Source organism: Devosia sp., from assembly GCF_039927955.1.
Classification (GTDB): domain Bacteria; phylum Pseudomonadota; class Alphaproteobacteria; order Rhizobiales; family Devosiaceae; genus Devosia.
In genome coordinates, this window is sequence record NZ_JBDSUA010000068.1 from 47,090 (window position 1) to 62,722 (window position 15,633).

Annotated in this window: 17 protein-coding genes; 13 read left to right on the forward strand and 4 right to left on the reverse strand. The window is 60.9% G+C overall.

The window, feature by feature from the left end; all coding sequences use genetic code 11:
• Positions 1-161: 161 nt before the first annotated feature.
• The 6 genes from ABIT12_RS16500 to ABIT12_RS16525 all read left to right on the forward strand — a co-directional run bounded on the left by ABIT12_RS16500 (position 162) and on the right by ABIT12_RS16525 (position 5,314).
• Positions 162-365, forward strand: coding sequence for a DUF6898 family protein (locus ABIT12_RS16500; RefSeq protein WP_348043824.1), 204 nt, complete (start codon positions 162-164; stop codon positions 363-365).
• A gap of 119 nt (positions 366-484) precedes the next feature.
• A complete protein-coding gene (gene glyA, locus ABIT12_RS16505; protein ID WP_348043826.1) occupies positions 485-1,789 on the forward strand; it encodes a serine hydroxymethyltransferase in 1,305 nt (434 codons plus the stop codon).
• Positions 1,790-1,798: 9 nt separating this feature from the next.
• The gene (nrdR, locus tag ABIT12_RS16510; protein WP_348043828.1) at positions 1,799-2,278 is read left to right on the forward strand and encodes a transcriptional regulator NrdR; all 480 of its coding nucleotides are present in this window, start codon (positions 1,799-1,801) and stop codon (positions 2,276-2,278) included.
• Positions 2,275-3,378: a bifunctional diaminohydroxyphosphoribosylaminopyrimidine deaminase/5-amino-6-(5-phosphoribosylamino)uracil reductase RibD gene (gene ribD, locus ABIT12_RS16515; RefSeq protein WP_348043830.1), complete on the forward strand. Its 1,104-nt coding sequence runs from the start codon at positions 2,275-2,277 to the stop codon at positions 3,376-3,378. The genes nrdR and ribD overlap by 4 nt, the downstream gene beginning before the upstream one ends.
• A gap of 182 nt (positions 3,379-3,560) precedes the next feature.
• A complete protein-coding gene (gene nusB, locus ABIT12_RS16520; protein ID WP_348043832.1) occupies positions 3,561-4,055 on the forward strand; it encodes a transcription antitermination factor NusB in 495 nt (164 codons plus the stop codon).
• Positions 4,056-4,108: 53 nt separating this feature from the next.
• Positions 4,109-5,314, forward strand: coding sequence for an MFS transporter (locus ABIT12_RS16525; protein WP_348043833.1), 1,206 nt, complete (start codon positions 4,109-4,111; stop codon positions 5,312-5,314).
• A 49-nt stretch (positions 5,315-5,363) separates the two neighbouring features.
• Here ABIT12_RS16525 and ABIT12_RS16530 read toward each other — a convergent pair whose 3' ends face one another.
• Positions 5,364-5,813 carry an outer membrane protein assembly factor BamE gene (locus tag ABIT12_RS16530; RefSeq protein ID WP_348043835.1) on the reverse strand — a complete coding sequence of 150 codons (450 nt, stop codon included), beginning with the start codon at positions 5,811-5,813 and terminating at the stop codon, positions 5,364-5,366.
• Between the two features lie 166 nt (positions 5,814-5,979).
• Here ABIT12_RS16530 and ABIT12_RS16535 point away from each other — a divergent pair, with 166 nt between their 5' ends.
• From ABIT12_RS16535 to ABIT12_RS16560, 6 genes are all read left to right on the forward strand, one after another.
• Complete coding sequence (locus tag ABIT12_RS16535) at positions 5,980-6,507, forward strand: ubiquinol-cytochrome C chaperone family protein (protein WP_348043837.1); 528 nt, start codon at positions 5,980-5,982, stop codon at positions 6,505-6,507.
• Positions 6,504-7,052 carry a DUF177 domain-containing protein gene (locus ABIT12_RS16540; protein ID WP_348043839.1) on the forward strand — a complete coding sequence of 183 codons (549 nt, stop codon included), beginning with the start codon at positions 6,504-6,506 and terminating at the stop codon, positions 7,050-7,052. Before ABIT12_RS16535 ends, ABIT12_RS16540 begins: the two co-directional genes overlap by 4 nt.
• A 106-nt stretch (positions 7,053-7,158) precedes the next feature.
• Positions 7,159-8,229: a phosphate acyltransferase PlsX gene (gene plsX, locus ABIT12_RS16545; protein WP_348043841.1), complete on the forward strand. Its 1,071-nt coding sequence runs from the start codon at positions 7,159-7,161 to the stop codon at positions 8,227-8,229.
• Positions 8,226-9,200, forward strand: a complete 975-nt coding sequence (locus ABIT12_RS16550) for a beta-ketoacyl-ACP synthase III (RefSeq protein WP_348043843.1) — start codon at positions 8,226-8,228, stop codon at positions 9,198-9,200. Before plsX ends, ABIT12_RS16550 begins: the two co-directional genes overlap by 4 nt.
• Positions 9,201-9,434: 234 nt before the next feature.
• Entirely contained in the window at positions 9,435-9,746 is a 312-nt protein-coding gene (locus tag ABIT12_RS16555; protein WP_348043845.1) for an integration host factor subunit alpha, read from the forward strand.
• An 11-nt stretch (positions 9,747-9,757) separates the two neighbouring features.
• Positions 9,758-10,228, forward strand: coding sequence for a MerR family transcriptional regulator (locus ABIT12_RS16560; protein WP_407065638.1), 471 nt, complete (start codon positions 9,758-9,760; stop codon positions 10,226-10,228).
• 42 nt (positions 10,229-10,270) lie between these two features.
• Here the strand turns inward: ABIT12_RS16560 and glpK are convergent, their stop codons facing one another.
• On the reverse strand, positions 10,271-11,758 hold the full coding sequence (glpK, locus tag ABIT12_RS16565) for a glycerol kinase GlpK (protein WP_348043849.1): 1,488 nt from the start codon (positions 11,756-11,758) through the stop codon (positions 10,271-10,273).
• A gap of 21 nt (positions 11,759-11,779) precedes the next feature.
• The gene (gene glpD, locus ABIT12_RS16570) at positions 11,780-13,282 is read right to left on the reverse strand and encodes a glycerol-3-phosphate dehydrogenase (protein WP_348043851.1); all 1,503 of its coding nucleotides are present in this window, start codon (positions 13,280-13,282) and stop codon (positions 11,780-11,782) included.
• A 180-nt stretch (positions 13,283-13,462) separates the two neighbouring features.
• Between glpD and ABIT12_RS16575 the strand changes: the two genes are divergently transcribed.
• Positions 13,463-14,398: an AEC family transporter gene (locus ABIT12_RS16575; RefSeq protein ID WP_348043853.1), complete on the forward strand. Its 936-nt coding sequence runs from the start codon at positions 13,463-13,465 to the stop codon at positions 14,396-14,398.
• Here the strand turns inward: ABIT12_RS16575 and ABIT12_RS16580 are convergent.
• Positions 14,399-15,633 (reverse strand): MFS transporter (locus tag ABIT12_RS16580; RefSeq protein WP_348043855.1); only part of this gene is annotated, 1,235 nt, incomplete at its 5' end.

Sequence of the window (15,633 nt, forward strand, 5' to 3'; positions counted from 1 at the left end):
CTCCGCTTGTGGAGGGCGTTTTTTGTTTGCCGAGCTTTAGAACCGACATCTATGAAAATGCGCTATGATTTGCAGGGTAGGTTTGAGTCTTTATGAACAAATACAACGTCTTGGCGTAACAAGGCGATTCTGATTCAGGATTTGAACAGCGGGAGGACGGGGTGAACGACGGCGACGTCCTGTTCGAATTTGTCCGCATCGGGGTGCAGATGCGGGTCGCCGCCATCCACAGCGGCACGGGGATTGAAGTGGTCGTTGTGGTGCCATCTTCGGCTACTCAATCACAGATGCAGCAGTTTGCGCTGGCCAAGCTCAAACGCAAACTTGCCGAACGGCCAACGCCTCCTGAACGCCGCCTGTTTTAGTGCAGGACATCGCATCGCGCAGCATCTGCGTGCTTGGATAATGGTCCGGCGATATGCTACAGGCTGCGTTGAACCACCCACCCAGCACCACATCTCGGGGAACGCCCAGGAGAATGCCCATGAGCGCCGCCGCGTCACAGCCGCTTTTCAAGAATTTCTTCACCAATTCGGTCAATGACACCGACCCCGAACTCGCCGCCGCAATGCGCCAGGAACTGGGTCGCCAGCAGGACGAGATCGAACTCATCGCTTCCGAAAACATCGTCTCGCAGGCGGTGCTTGAAGCGCAGGGTTCGGTGCTGACCAACAAGTACGCCGAAGGCTATCCGGGCCGCCGCTACTATGGCGGTTGCCAATATGTGGACGTCGCTGAAACGCTGGCCATCGAACGCGCCAAGCAACTGTTTGGCGTCGCCTTTGCCAACGTGCAGCCCAATTCCGGATCGCAGGCCAATCAGGGCGTCTATCAGGCGCTGATCCAGCCCGGCGATACCATCCTGGGGATGTCGCTCGACGCCGGCGGTCACCTGACCCACGGCGCCAAGCCCAACCAGTCCGGCAAGTGGTTCAATGCCATTCAATATGGCCTGCGCAAGCAGGACGGCCGTGTTGACATGGACCAGGTCCGCCAGCTCGCTCGCGAACACAAACCCAAGATGATCGTCGCCGGTTTCTCGGCCTATTCGCGCATTATGGACTGGTCCGAATTCCGCGCCATTGCCGATGAAGTGGGTGCAATCCTGTTCGTCGACATGGCCCATGTCGCGGGTCTGGTGGCCGGTGGCGTCTATCCCAGCCCGTTCCCGCATGCTCACGTGGCCAGCACCACAACGCACAAGACTTTGCGTGGTCCGCGCGGTGGCCTGATCCTCACGAATGACGAGGATATTGCCAAGAAGATCAATTCGGCCATCTTCCCCGGCATTCAGGGTGGCCCGCTGATGCACGTCATCGCCGGCAAGGCCGTGGCCTTCAAGGAAGCGCTGCAGCCCGAGTTCAAGGAATATGCTAGGCGCGTCGTCGCCAATGCCAATGTTCTGGCGGAAACCCTGGTCAAGGGTGGCGTCGATATCGTCAGCGGCGGCACCGATAATCACCTGATGCTGGTCGATCTGCGCCCCAAGGGCCTGACCGGCAAGGCCACCGAAAAGGCACTGGAGCGGGCCCACATCACCTGCAACAAGAACGCCGTGCCGTTCGATCCGGAAAAGCCGGCCATCACCTCCGGCGTGCGCCTTGGCACCCCGGCTGGCACCTCGCGCGGCTTCGGTGAGGCCGAGTTCAAGCTGATTGGGGAGTTGATCATCGAAGTGCTCGATGGGCTCGCCACCAATGGCGAAGACAATAACGGTGCTGTCGAAGCTCAGGTGCGCGAGAAGGTCAAAGGACTGACCAGCCGCTTCCCGATCTACGGCCAATCCTAAGAGGCACTTATGCGCTGTCCCTATTGCGGCAACGACGACACGCAGGTCAAGGACAGCCGGCCCACCGAAGATTCGGGGGCCATTCGCCGCCGCCGCATTTGTAATGCCTGCGGCGGCCGCTTCACCACCTTTGAGCGTGTCCAGCTTCGTGATCTGACCGTGGTCAAGAAGTCTGGCCGCAAGGTGCCGTTCGATCGGGAAAAATTGTCCCGCTCGGTTTTTACCGCGCTGCGCAAACGCTCGGTCGATCCCGAGCGGGTCGAGCGCATGCTGTCGGGCATTGTCCGGCAGCTCGAAAGCCTGGGTGACGTCGAAGTGACCTCCGACCAGATCGGCGAATACGTCATGGAGGGGCTCAAGAGCCTTGATGACGTGGCCTTCGTTCGGTTCGCCTCGGTCTACAAAAACTTCTCGGCGGCCGATGACTTCCGCTCGTTCCTGTCCGAACTGGCCAATAGCGACACTTCCATTCGAGACGAAGACGATTGAACCCCGCTACCGCCGACGATCTGCGCTGGCTTGATGCGGTGGTCCGCTATGCGCAGCCGTATCGTGGCACCACTGGCGAAAATCCGGCCGTTGGCGCGCTGATTGTCGATCCGATGACAGGTGTGCTGATCGCCCGCGCTGTAACCGCCCCAGGCGGGCGGCCCCACGCAGCGCCCCAGGCTCTGGACGAAGCCGGCGAAGCGGCGCGTGGCAAAACTCTTTATGTCACGCTTGAGCCCAGCAGCCACTGGGGTCGCACGCCGCCTTCCGTTGATACTGTTATCCGCGCCGGTATCGCCCGCGTCGTCATCGGCATGGCCGATCCCGATCCCCGCACCGATGGCAAAACGATCAAACGGCTGATCGCCGCCGGCATTGAGGTCGTGCTCGCCGGCCACCTGCCATCCGGCCGGCTGCACGAAGGCCACACGCTGCGCCACAGGCAGGGCCGTCCCTTCGTCACCCTGAAATTGGCCGTTTCTGCCGATGGCATGATTGGCGAGGCCGTGCAGGGCGGTTTTGCCATAGTCGGTGACGAGGCCGGCAATTGGAACGATATGCTTCGCAGCCAGTCGGACGCCGTTCTGATCGGCGCCGCGACCGCGGAGGCGGACGAGCCTCAACTGACTGTGCGATTGCAGGGTTTGGAACGGCGTACGCCGCTTCGGGTAATCCTGTCGGGCGCCCGTGGCGTCGACACCAAGTTGAATCTGATTGCCGGAATCACCGGTCATCGCGTTGCAATCATTACGACATCCGACGCGACACTGAGCGCGCCGGCCTCCATAGAAATCATCCGGGTCTTCGGCAAAGGTGGCCGCCCCGATCTGGTGGAGGCGCTTGGCGCGCTGAGTCGCAAAGGCATTGCGCACTTGCTGGTCGAAGGCGGCGCTCAACTGACCGAAGCGTTTCTGGCTTCCGGTCTCGTCGATCGATTTCAACTGTTGTCGAGCGATGTGGTCGTCGGCAACAAGGGCATTGCCGCGTCGGTGCGGGGCAGTATCGAACAGCGCCTTGCCGCCGCACAACTTGTGGCGGTTGACCTGCGCGAGATCGGCAACGACGTATTGCGCACCTTCGAAAAGCCTGCCGATGCCTGAAGAAACCCCGTATTGCCATGCCGCTGAAGGGCAATGGCAGCTATTCCATCCCAAGATGGTTGCAGGAACGGCGCCAGACGACTATGGGGTTGGCGACCATGCAATACTGGCACGATCCGATGGCGCACGATGCGGCACGGTTGTTTGAATTTATCGGCGACTGCCGCACGTAAGGACTGCTCATGGCTCAGGCACCAAAACGCGACGCAGACGCCGACCGCCCCGCCAACCAGCGTGGCGCAGCACGCCTCGCGGCGGTACAGGCGCTGTACCAGATGGATATCGGTCGGGCGACGCTCGAGGATACGCTGGCCCAGTTCAGCGCTTTTCATCTCGGTCGTGAAATCGAAGGCGAACAATACCTTCCTGCCGATGCCGATTTTTTCCGTCAGATTCTGGCTGGCGTAGCCAAGCACCAGTTGACCATCGATCCGGCGATCGACAAGGCATTGACCGATAGCTGGCCGGTGGAACGGGTCGACGCCACACTGCGGGCGATTCTGCGTGCCGCCACGTTCGAACTGCTCCGCCGCCAGGACATTCCGCCGCGCGTGGTAATCACTGAATATGTCGATATCGCCAAGGCCTTCTACGAGGACGACGCAACCGGCATGGTCAATGGTGTGCTCGACAACGTCGCACGCGCCGCCGGCAGCGATATGGAAGAAACCAAGTAGGGGCAGGGGCCTTTGGTGCATGGCACTGACATGTCGCCGTGAGACAATGAGCCATGACGGAATCGCCTTCCCAGTTTGAATCTGTTCGTAATATCGTGCTGCTCTCCATCGCCCAGGCGATCGGCGGCTCCAATCAGGCCATCGTCATGGCCATCGGCGCACTGACCGCCGCCAGCATGGCACCAAGTCAGGCGCTGGCAACCCTGCCGGTCACCGCCATGATTATCGGGCTGGCGCTCGGCACCTCCCCGGCAGCATTGCTCATCCACCGCTTTGGCCGCACCCGAGGCTTCATGTTCGGCGGCGCGCTGGCGATTCCGGCCGCTCTGCTGGCGTCATTCTCGGTCTATATTGCCAATTTCTATCTGTTCACTGCGGCCCTCACCTTTGTTGGCGTCTCGGCCTCGTTCTTCCAGCAAATACGCTTCGCTGCCGCGGACAGCGTTGCTTCCGAATTCAAGGGCCGCGCTATTTCGTGGGTGATGTTCGGCGGCGTGCTGGCTGGCTTTTTCGGCCCGCAACTCAGCTCGATTTCGCGCGATTGGATCGCCGGGGCCCCGTTTGCTGCGGGCTACATCGTCATGGCCGCGCTGGCTTTGGCGTCCATTGGCGTGCTGTCGCAAACCCGGCTGGCGCCGCCGCCCGCCAAAGGTCTCGACGCGTACGGCCGGCCACTCGGCGAGCTGCTGCGCACCCCAGAGGTCTTTGTGCCCATCATGGGCGCCACGGTGACCTACGCTTTGATGACGCTGGTGATGGTCGCAGCTCCCCTGGCAATGGTCTATGCCTGTGGCCACACGCCGAGCGAGGCCAGCGGCGCCATTCAGTGGCATATCGTCGCCATGTTCGCGCCCAGCTTCGTCACAGGCTCGATCATCAAGCGGATCGGCGCCCACCTGACGGCGGCCATTGGCCTGTTGCTGATCATCGTTTGCGCCGTCACCGCGTTGAACGGAACGTCGGTCGCGCACTTCGATATTGCGCTGATCCTGCTTGGCCTGGGTTGGAACTTTGGCTTCATCGGCTCGACCACTCTGCTGACGCAAAGCTACCGCCCGGCGGAAGCATCCAAGGTTCAGGCGATCAACGAGCAATTGGTGTTCGGCACCATGGCGCTCGCCTCGATCGGTTCCGGCCTGCTGCTCCAGCTTATCGGCTGGCAAGCCATCAACACGCTTGCCATTCCAATCGCCGCCGCCGCAATCCTGTTGCTCGGCTGGGCCGACCTGCGCCGTCGCAGCACCGCGGCAACGGCTTAGCACCAACAAAAAGCCCCAGTTCCCCGGGGCCTTGAACCGCTGCGATGTCTTAGAACGACTGCAAAATCTGATCGATAAAGGTGCGATCTTCGCCGAAAGAACTGGTGCGGCGGGTCTCCATGGCGACCACCTTGCCGTCCGCCAGCGAATAGACCGCCTTGTCGACAACCTTCTTGTTCTTGTCGAAATAAACCGCCAGCACCGTGCGCGACTTGATCATCGTCATCCCGAACGCGGTCTCTTCGACCTTGGTCTGGATGTAATAATATGCGCTCTGGTCGCCGAACGTATTGGTAGTCTGCGGCGAGCCAAGGACCAGCGTCACCAGATCCTGGCTTTGGCCCACGCGAATCTGCTTGAGGGCGGAGTCCGAAATTTCATAACCCTGCGTGTGCTTGGTGATGAGGGCGCCGCCGCTGGTACATCCAGCCAGGACCAGCGCAAGGGCTGCAGCAGCTGCAAACGGCGCAATTCGCCCAGTCACGATACTCAAAGGCATGAATTTGACTTTCCCGATGGCTCTCGACTATAGGCACGCAAGAAGGCTGTGGGCACGAGGCGCGGTACGCGCGCAATGTTTAGCTGCCATCGCATCGGTCTGGCAAGGTTTAAGACCGCGCTACGCAGCGCTTTGCGGTGACTGATCAAGAGGCTAAAAGCAATCCATGATCCTATCGCTGTTTCGCAAGCGCGCTCCGAGCGTCCCGGTTTTTGGCGTGTATAACGCCATTGTGGCGCAATCCCGGCAGCCCAGATTTTACGCCGACTGGTCAGTGCCCGACACGGTGACCGGGCGCTTTGACATGATCTCGTTGCACATGGCCCTGTTGTTCCGTCGCCTGCGCTCGGATCGTGCGGCCGACAAGGATTTCAGCCAGGCGGTGTTTGACCTGTTCTTCAAGGACATGGACCGTTCGCTGCGTGAAATGGGGGCCGGGGATCTGGCCGTGCCCAAGAAAATTCAGAAGATGGGCAACATCTTTTTCGGCCTGTTGGCATCGCTCAACGCCGCAATGGATGGCAAGGACTTGGCCGGGCTCGAAGCCGTGCTGACACGCAATGTGTTCGATGGAGTAACGACGCCGACTATCCGCGCCTTTGCCGAATATGTGTTTGCCGAAGATGCGGCCCTCGCGGTCCAGTCCACGACATCCATCCTGGGCGGCGCTCTTGCATTCGAGGCGGCAGCATGAGTCCCAAGCCCGAACCGATTTTTCTCGATGCAGTTATCCGCATCGACAAACTTCATCCGCCAGGCCGTGATCTCGTGGTGACCACGGATGCGACCGGGCTGGCGCAATTAGCGGAAATTCTCAAGATCACCGCCGTTGAACGCCTTGGTGCTACGGCGACTGTGGCGCCGTTTCGCGGCGGTGTCCGGGTCCTCGGCCAACTCAAGGCGCGGATCGTTCAGCCCTCGGTGGTGTCGTTCGAGCCGGTCACCCAGGATATCGACGAGCCAATCGACCGCATCTTCATGCCCAACAGCGGCAAGCCCCGGAATTCCGCACCTGGCGCCGAGATTTTTGTCGATCTCGAAGACGATGTCCCCGATGAGCTTGATGGACCCGAACTCGATCTGACTGATCTGCTGATCGAAACCGTTGCTCTGGCAATTAATCCCTATCCCCGCGCACCCGGCGAAAGCCTTGATACTCTGGGCCTCAAGATCAGCGACGAGGAAACTTCGCCCTTTGCTGGCCTTAAATCGCTCAAGAATCCGTCCGACAAGCCATGATCGAAAACCGATCATCGGTTGACGGACCACCCTGCAGGGCTTGCGCCTCAATGGTGATGGGATATGTTGGCCAATGCCCGCACACCGGGCTGGAATGCGGGCGGAAATGACCGATACGATTAGAATTTCTGTGGACGCCATGGGGGGCGATAACGGTCCCCGTATTGCGATCCACGGCGCCCGGCTAGCTCTGCGCGAACGCAAGAATACCAGTTTCATTTTCCACGGCCCGCAACCGATTCTGGCGCCGCTGCTGGAGGAATTTGCCGAGCTAAAGCCAGTTTCCACGATCAAACACTGTGAAGTTGTCATCGCCATGGACGAAAAGCCCAGCCAGGCTTTGCGCAAGGGCAAGAATACGTCTTCGATGTGGAATGCCCTGCAATCGGTCAAGGACGGCGAGGCTGACGTGGCCGTCTCGGGCGGCAATACCGGCGCCTTGATGGCCATGGCAACCTTTTGCCTGCGCCCGATCGAAGGCATTTCGCGCCCCGCTATCGCCGCGATCTGGCCAACGATGCGCTCCGATATCGTGGTGCTCGACGTCGGCGCCACCATTGGCGGCGATGCACGGCAACTGGTGGACTTCTCCATTCTCGGCGCGGCCCTCGCCCGCGCCTTGTTCGATCAGGACAAGCCAACTATCGGCCTGCTCAATATTGGCACCGAGGAGGTCAAGGGCCTCGATTCAATCAAGGAAGCCGGCAAGATTCTCGCTGCCGCGTCCGGGTCAGGCTTCACCTACCATGGCTTTGTCGAAGGCGATGATCTGGGCAAGGGCACAGTTGACGTCATCGTCACTGAAGGCTTCACCGGCAATATCGCGCTCAAGACCGCCGAAGGCACGGCCCGGCAGGTTGGCTGGTATCTCCGTCAGGCGCTCAGCGCCAACTGGATGAGCAAGCTCGGCGCGCTGTTTGCCACCTCTGCCCTCAGGGCACTGCGCCGCAAAATGGACCCGCGCACCGTCAATGGCGGGGTGTTTCTCGGCCTTAATGGCATCGTCATCAAATCCCATGGCGGCACCGACGAGATTGGCTACAAGAGCGCTCTGGGTCTCGCCTATGAGATGGCCCGTAGCCGCCTGATCGACAAGATTGGTGAAGGCATGAAACAGTTTCCCATTAGTGCCGTGCCCAGCATTCCCACTCCCGAACCTGAGGCAAAACCGGCGTGACCCAGCGTAGTATTATCCGCGGTGTCGGCGGTTACCTTCCAGAAAGAATCCTGACCAACGCCGAGCTCGCCCTGACGGTGGACACGTCGGACGAATGGATTCAGCAGCGCGTTGGCATCAAGGAACGGCACATTGCGGCCGAGGGGCAGTTCACCTCTGATCTTGCCGTGGAAGCGGCGCGCAAGGCGATGGGGGCGGCCAATGTGACGCCAGCCGACATCGACATCATCATCGTGGCGACAACTACGCCCGATTACACGTTCCCGGCAGCAGCAACACTGGTCCAGATGAAGCTGGGCATGCATCACGGCATGGCGCTCGACATCCAGGCGGTCTGCTCTGGCTTCGTCTATGCGGTGGCCACCGCCGACAGCTACCTCAAGAACGGCCTCGGTACCCGCGCGCTCGTCATCGGCGCCGAAACCTTTTCGCGCTTGCTGGACTGGACTGATCGCACCACCTGCGTGCTGTTCGGTGATGGCGCTGGCGCTGTGGTGATGGATTTGGCCACTGATGCCGAAATCGCCGCGGGGCGCGGCCTGCTGGCCTCAGCGCTGCGGTCCGATGGCCACCACTGGGATAAGCTCTACGTCGATGGCGGACCGTCGTCGACTGGCACCACTGGCCATGTTCATATGCAGGGGCCCGAAGTGTTCCGCCACGCCGTCGGCAAGATTACCGATGTGGTCTATTCCGCGCTCGAAAAGGGCGGTGCCACCGTGGACGACTTGGATTGGTTCGTGCCCCACCAGGCCAACCGCCGCATTATCGACGGGGCGGGGAACAAACTCGGTCTGCCGCCTGAAAAAGTTGTCGTCACGGTTGATCTTCACGCCAATACCTCGGCCGCCTCGGTTCCGCTGGCGCTCAGTGTCGCGGTGGCCGATGGGCGCATCAAGCAGGGCGACCTGGTGATGCTCGAAGCGATGGGCGGCGGCTTTACCTGGGGTGCTTCGCTCATTCGGTGGTAGGGTATACGGCGCGCATTGACCTGTGGTGTTTCAAGGCGTTAGTCTCTCTTTGGGTGGAGGAACCCGAGTGCAGATCCGGTTGATGCGGGCGGCTTTGCCAGCCGCCGCGGGCCAGGGAAACATCCCGGCAAACCAGGTAGCGCAGATGCGGCTGATCGGAATGCAGGTATCTCGGCGCCTGACCAAAGCGCCGTCGGTGGGGATTTGACCCTTTAGGCAATAGCGGAGGTGTGAATGACGCAGAAAACTGTGACGCGAGCCGATCTGGCAGAGGCTGTCTACGGCACTGTCGGTCTGTCGCGAACCGAATCGGCTGAACTGGTCGAACGTGTGCTGGAAATGATCGGCGACGCGCTGATCGGCGGCAGCAATGTGAAGCTCTCCTCCTTCGGATCATTCCAGGTTCGCTCAAAAAATGAGCGAATTGGCCGAAATCCGAAGACTGGGGAGGAAGTTCCGATCCTGCCGCGGCAGGTTCTTGTGTTCAAACCCAGCAACGTGTTGAAATCCAAGATCAACAAATCTATGGTTCGTGCTGGAAAATAACACTTTCTCCCATGGGGAGCTTGGTGGATAAATCACCAGACGCGTTTCGCACGATCTCTGAAGCCGCTGAAGAGCTGGACCTTCCCCAGCATGTGCTGCGCTTTTGGGAAACCCGATTTGCCACGATCAAACCGCTGAAGCGCGGCGGGGGGCGGCGCTATTACCGCCCCGAGGACGTGCTGCTGCTCAAGGGCATTCGGCATCTGCTCTATGATCAGGGTTTCACCATCAAGGGCGTGCAGCGCATCCTGAAGGATCAGGGTAGCCGCTACGTCATTGCCGTCGGCGAAGGCAAACCGATCGACGAAATCCTTCCGATGCTGGAAGCCGCCGAGGACGCCGAGGCAGAGATGCTGCTCGAGGCGCCGGCTGAGGTTCCCGGGGTCCGTACGCTCGATCAAAGCGATCGCGAAAAACTTTCGGATGTGTTGCGCGAACTGCTGGATTGCAAACGCATTCTGGAGCGGGCCCGCGAGGCCTGAGGCTACCGCAGACGTGGTCCCAGGGCGGTCGTGGCAAGGCAGTTAGTCCAGCAGCGTCCGCCGTACAGCCAGGTCCCAACCTTTGAGCTTGGCCTTCCGCTCGCCTGCTGCCATCGCCGGTGCGAACTGCGTGTCCCTCGCCCAACTCTTGGCGAAGGCCTCGGCATCGGGCCAGACGCCCATTTTTGATCCGGCCAGCCAGGCTGCGCCAAGCGCAGTGGTTTCCAGAATCGTCGGCCGATCGACCGGCGCGTTGAGGATATCGGCGAGGAACTGCATGGTCCAGTCGGACGCAACCATACCGCCATCGACGCGCAGCACGGTTTCGCCGCCGCCTTTCCAGTCCTTGCGCATCGCATTGAGCAGGTCGCGGGTCTGATAGCAGACAGCTTCCAGCGCCGCCTTGGCAATCTCGGCCGGGCCGGAATTGCGGGTGAGGCCATAAATGGCTCCTCGCGCTTCCGCATCCCACCAAGGTGCGCCAAGACCCACAAAGGCCGGGACCATGTAGACATGCTGGCTTGGGTCTGCGGTCAGCGCCAGTGGCCCGGTTTCGCTGGCGTGCTGGACCAGTTTCAAGCCATCGCGCAGCCATTGCACGGCGGCGCCGGCAATAAAGATCGAGCCTTCCAGGGCATAGGTAGTTTTGCCGTCCAGCCTGTAGGCGATGGTGGTCAGCAGGCGGTTCTTCGAGCGCACCAGATCGGCGCCGGTATTGAGCAGCGCAAAGCAGCCAGTGCCATAGGTGGACTTGAGCATGCCGGGTTCAAAGCAGGCCTGACCGATCGTGGCCGCGTGCTGGTCGCCGGCAACGCCGCGAATGGGAATGGCAGCGCCGAATAGCGACGTGTCCGTCGTGCCGAAGTCATCGGCGCAATCCTTGACCACCGGCAACACGCTAGCCGGTATATCCAGCAGTCCGAGCAACTGGTTGTCCCAGTGATTACCTTCGATATTGTAGAGCAGCGTGCGGCTGGCATTGGTGGCGTCGGTGGCGTGTACCTTGCCGCCGGTCAGCCGCCAGATCAGGAAGCTGTCGACCGTGCCAAACGCCAGTTCGCCGGCTGAAGCCCGTCGCCGCGCGCCTTCGACATTGTCGAGCAGCCACTTGATCTTGGTGCCGGAAAAATACGGATCGAGCAGCAGGCCGGTCTTTTTGGTGAACAGCTTTTCCTTGCCCGCCTTGCGCAGCTTGGCGCAGAGCGGTGCGGTACGGCGGTCCTGCCAGACGATAGCGTTGTGGATCGGCTCGCCAGTCTTGCGATCCCAGATCAGCGTGGTTTCGCGCTGATTGGTGATGCCGATGGCGGCGATATCCCTGGCCTCGATCTTGGCTTTCTTCAGCGCGGCGCGAACAGCCCAGAGCACACTTTCCCAGATTTCTTCGGGATCATGCTCGACCCAGCCATCCTGCGGGAAATGCTGCTTGAATTCCTTTTGGCCAGAGCCGACGATTTTCTGGTCAGCGTCGAACACAATGGCTCGGCTGGAGGTGGTTCCCTGGTCGATCGCCAGAACATGTCCGCTCATCTGCTTCCCTCGCGCGCGGTCTCAGGCCGCTTTTGACGTCACATAGGTTTCAACCGCTTCGGCCTCAGCCTTACTCAAATGCAGTCCGAGCTTGGTCCGGCGCCACAGCACATCCTGCGCCGCACGCGCCCATTCATTGGCGATCAGATAGTCTACCTCACGCTGATACAGATCGGCGCCAAAGTGCTGGCCGAGATCATCAAGGCTCTGTGCGTCGCCGAGCAGCGCGCGCGACTTCGTGCCATAGAGGCGCATCAGCCGCTTGATCAGCGTTTGGGGCAGGTCGGGATAGTCTTTGTGCAGCCGGCGAACCTCGGCGTCGAACGCCAATGGCTCGAACTCGCCGCCTGGCAGCTTGGCGACGCGCGTCCATGGCGCGCCTTTCTTGCCCAGCACATGCTCGATCTTTTCCAGCACCGACTCGGCGAGGCGTCGCGATGTGGTGAGCTTGCCGCCAAATACGTTAACTGCCGCGCCCGTTGCAGCATCGCCATCGACGCGCAAGACGTAGTCTCGGGTCGCCTCCTGCGCTGCCGAGGCACCGTCATCGAACAGCGGGCGCACGCCAGAATAGGTCCAGACGATCTGATCGCGCGTGATCGGATTCTTGAAATACTCACTGGCGGCAGCGCAGAGATAGTCGGTCTCTTCGTCCGATATATGCACCTTGGAAATGTCGCCGTGATAGTCTTGGTCGGTAGTGCCGATCAGGGTGAACTCGCCCTCATAGGGGATGGCAAAGAAGATGCGGCCATCGGCGTTCTGGAAGAAATAGCAGCGATCATGGTCATAGAGCTTCTTGACCACGATGTGGCTGCCTTTGACCATGCGCACATTATGGGCATTGTTGCTGCCCATCGTGGCGCCGAGCACTTCATCGACCCAGGGGCCCGCGGCGTTGACGACCAGCTTGGCGCACACGGTCTGCACCGTGCCATCCTTGCTCAATAGGTCCAGCACCCAGACGCCGTTATCGCGCTTGGCCGAAATGACCTTGGTGCGGGTGGCGATCCTTGCACCCTTGGCCTGGGCATCTTGTGCGTTGAGCACCACAAACCGTGCGTCATCCACCCAGCAGTCGGAATATTCAAACGCCAGCCCATAGCCATCCTTGAGCGGCCGCCCCGCCTCATCCTTGCGCAGATCCAGCGTCTTGGTCGGCGGCAGCAGCTTGCGGGTGCCGATGTAGTCGTAAAGCGCCAGTCCGGCCCGCAACACCACGGCAGGGCGCATGCCTTTTTCATAGGGCAGGATGAAGCGGCGCGGCGAGATAATGTGCGGCGCATTGGCCCACAGCACCTCACGTTCCGACAGCGCTTCGCGCACCAGCCGAAATTCATAATGTTCCAGATAACGCAGGCCGCCATGGATCAGCTTGGTCGCCGCCGACGAAGTGCCCGAGGCCAGGTCGTTCATTTCCGCGAGCATCACCGAAAAGCCCCGGCCCACCGCGTCCCGGGCCACGCTGACTCCATTGATGCCGCCACCGATAACGAAAATGTCGAACAGTTCGGTTTCGGCCATGGCCTTCGTATCTCCCTCGCTATGTTTCGTTTATATGCGAATAAGTTTCGTTATGAAATAAATATCTTTCGTTTTGGCTTGAAAACTGGCACTCCAAACCTTTCCCAAACCATTCGGCATTGACGGGCATGCCCCGCGCGGTTTAGTCGAGATAACCCCTCCAGGCCCGGATACTCGGCCATGTTCGCCATCATCAATGTCATTGCGCCGATCTTTGCGCTGATGGCGCTTGGCTATGCCGCAGTGCGCTACAAATTGTACCCGCAGGAGGGGGTGAAGGCGCTCATCGCCTTCGTCAATAATTTCGCTACGCCTTGCCTGCTGTTCCATTCCATCGTCACCGGCGATTTCCGCTCGGCGTTCAACCCGGCAATCGTTGGCTCATATTACATCGGCGCCTTGTGCTGTTTCATTATCGGGATAGTTCTGGGCCTCAAACTCTTCCGCAACGCCGCGGCAGACGCCGTTTCAGCAGGGTTTTCGGCGACTTTTACCAATACCGTGCTGGTTGGCATCCCCATCATCCAGCGCGCCTACGGCGTCGAGTCCATGCCGGTCGTGTTGTCGATTATTGGCATTCATGGTGCCGTGTTGATGACGACCGGCATGATGACCATGGAAATGGTGCGCCGGGACGGCAAACCGCTGGGCCCAGCAGTGCTGGGAGCGTTGCGGCGCATCGCCTCCAACCCGTTGATCTGGGGCATTTCCGCCGGCATGATCTGCGTGTTTCTGGGCATCAGCTTCAATGAACCAGTGGACGCGTTTTTGACGATGATGTCGCAGGCCGTGGTGCCGGCCGCGCTGTTCGGCATTGGCGGGGCGCTGAATGAATACCGCCTGTCGGAGAGCTGGTTGCAATCGCTGGTGGTGGCGACGCTCAAGCTGATGGTGCATCCCGCCATCGCCTATGTGCTGATGGTCATGGTGTTCCACGTTGACCTCAGCATCGCCCGCTACGGAATTTTGCTCAGCGCTATGCCCAGCGGCATCAATTCATATGTATTCGCGACCTATTATAATCGCGGTGTCAGCGTCGCGGCCAATACCGTGCTGATTGCAACGGTGGCCTCGGCGCTGACGGTGTCGTTCTGGCTGTTCGTCCTCGGCTCCTAGCTATTCGGCGGCAGTTGCCGGCATGGCATCCGGTTCGCCTGCCAGCTTGGGCGCATCGCGCCCGGCCAGCTTGACGTCAGGCATCAGCGCCGCACACACGAGCCCCACGAGGAACATCGCCGCGCCGAAATAGTAGATCGACGCGAAGGCGCTCGAGAACACGTTGACCACCGCCGCATGCAACTCGACCGGCAGCGCGGACATGACATCTGGCGTCATCGAGCTGATCGCCTGAGGCAGTTGCGCCGATTGTTCCGCCGGCATCCCCGCCTGGCCCCGGACCAATGCCGCGGTGAGCAGTCCGCCGTTGATGGCAAGCCCTAGCGACGCGCCGACCATGCGGGACAGCGTGACGGTGCCGGTTGCAGCGCCAACATCCTGTCGCGGCGCTGCGTTCTGCACCGCAACCATGATCGTCTGCGTTTGCAGGCCGATAGACAGCGAGAAGAAGAACATCAGCACGCAGATCCACCACAGCGGCGTCGCCGAGCCGACCATGGCAAATCCCAGCATGGTGGCGACGCCCACCACCATCGACAGGATGGGATAGAGCTTGTATCGCCCGGTGCGCGAGACGAGGTTCCCCGAACCGATCGAGCCAACCAGCGCGCCAACTGCCGATGGCAAGAACAACAGACCGGCCAGGGCAGGCGGCAGGCTGGTGATGGTCTGCAGGAACAGCGCAAAGTAGTTGAGCATCCCCAGCGTCGAAATCCCGCCCACCACCGAGATCAGCAGCGACAGCGCCACCGTCCGGTCGGCGAACAGGTGCAACGGCACCACCGGCTCCGGCGCTCGCCGTTCCACCACGATGAAGGCGATCAGCGCCGCAACGATGACCAGCGGCATGCCATAGACCATCGCCGGCCCGAAGCCGCCATTGAGCACGTTTTCTGCCCAGTACACGGTGCCCGTAACGCACGCGGCAAGCAGCACTCCGCCCGCCACATCGATGCGCGGTTGGCGACCGGTTTCGGTATGCGGCATCTGCCAGAGCAGCACGGCGATAGCGGCCACCCCGATCGGCAGGTTGATCAGGAAGATATATTCCCAGCCTAGCGACTGGGCGATGATCCCGCCGGCGACCGGTCCGATGATGCTCGAAAGCGTGAACACCGCCGAGCTGTACCCCTGGTACCGAGCGCGTTCGCGGGGCTCGAACAGGTCGGCCATGATGCCGAATGCCGAGGTCATCAGGCCGCCACCGCCAAGCCCCTGCAGCACGCGCGCCGCGA

Coding starts and splice junctions, on each gene's coding strand:
- ABIT12_RS16540 (WP_348043839.1), top strand. CDS start 6,504: ATGAGTCCCAAGCCCGAACCGATTTTTCTCGATGCAGTTATCCGCATC.
- glyA (WP_348043826.1), top strand. CDS start 485: ATGAGCGCCGCCGCGTCACAGCCGCTTTTCAAGAATTTCTTCACCAAT.
- ABIT12_RS16530 (WP_348043835.1), bottom strand. CDS start 5,813: ATGCCTTTGAGTATCGTGACTGGGCGAATTGCGCCGTTTGCAGCTGCT.
- ABIT12_RS16535 (WP_348043837.1), top strand. CDS start 5,980: ATGATCCTATCGCTGTTTCGCAAGCGCGCTCCGAGCGTCCCGGTTTTT.
- plsX (WP_348043841.1), top strand. CDS start 7,159: ATGACCGATACGATTAGAATTTCTGTGGACGCCATGGGGGGCGATAAC.
- glpD (WP_348043851.1), bottom strand. CDS start 13,282: ATGGCCGAAACCGAACTGTTCGACATTTTCGTTATCGGTGGCGGCATC.
- nrdR (WP_348043828.1), top strand. CDS start 1,799: ATGCGCTGTCCCTATTGCGGCAACGACGACACGCAGGTCAAGGACAGC.
- ABIT12_RS16555 (WP_348043845.1), top strand. CDS start 9,435: ATGACGCAGAAAACTGTGACGCGAGCCGATCTGGCAGAGGCTGTCTAC.
- glpK (WP_348043849.1), bottom strand. CDS start 11,758: ATGAGCGGACATGTTCTGGCGATCGACCAGGGAACCACCTCCAGCCGA.
- nusB (WP_348043832.1), top strand. CDS start 3,561: ATGGCTCAGGCACCAAAACGCGACGCAGACGCCGACCGCCCCGCCAAC.
- ABIT12_RS16575 (WP_348043853.1), top strand. CDS start 13,463: ATGTTCGCCATCATCAATGTCATTGCGCCGATCTTTGCGCTGATGGCG.
- ABIT12_RS16525 (WP_348043833.1), top strand. CDS start 4,109: ATGACGGAATCGCCTTCCCAGTTTGAATCTGTTCGTAATATCGTGCTG.
- ABIT12_RS16560 (WP_407065638.1), top strand. CDS start 9,758: ATGGGGAGCTTGGTGGATAAATCACCAGACGCGTTTCGCACGATCTCT.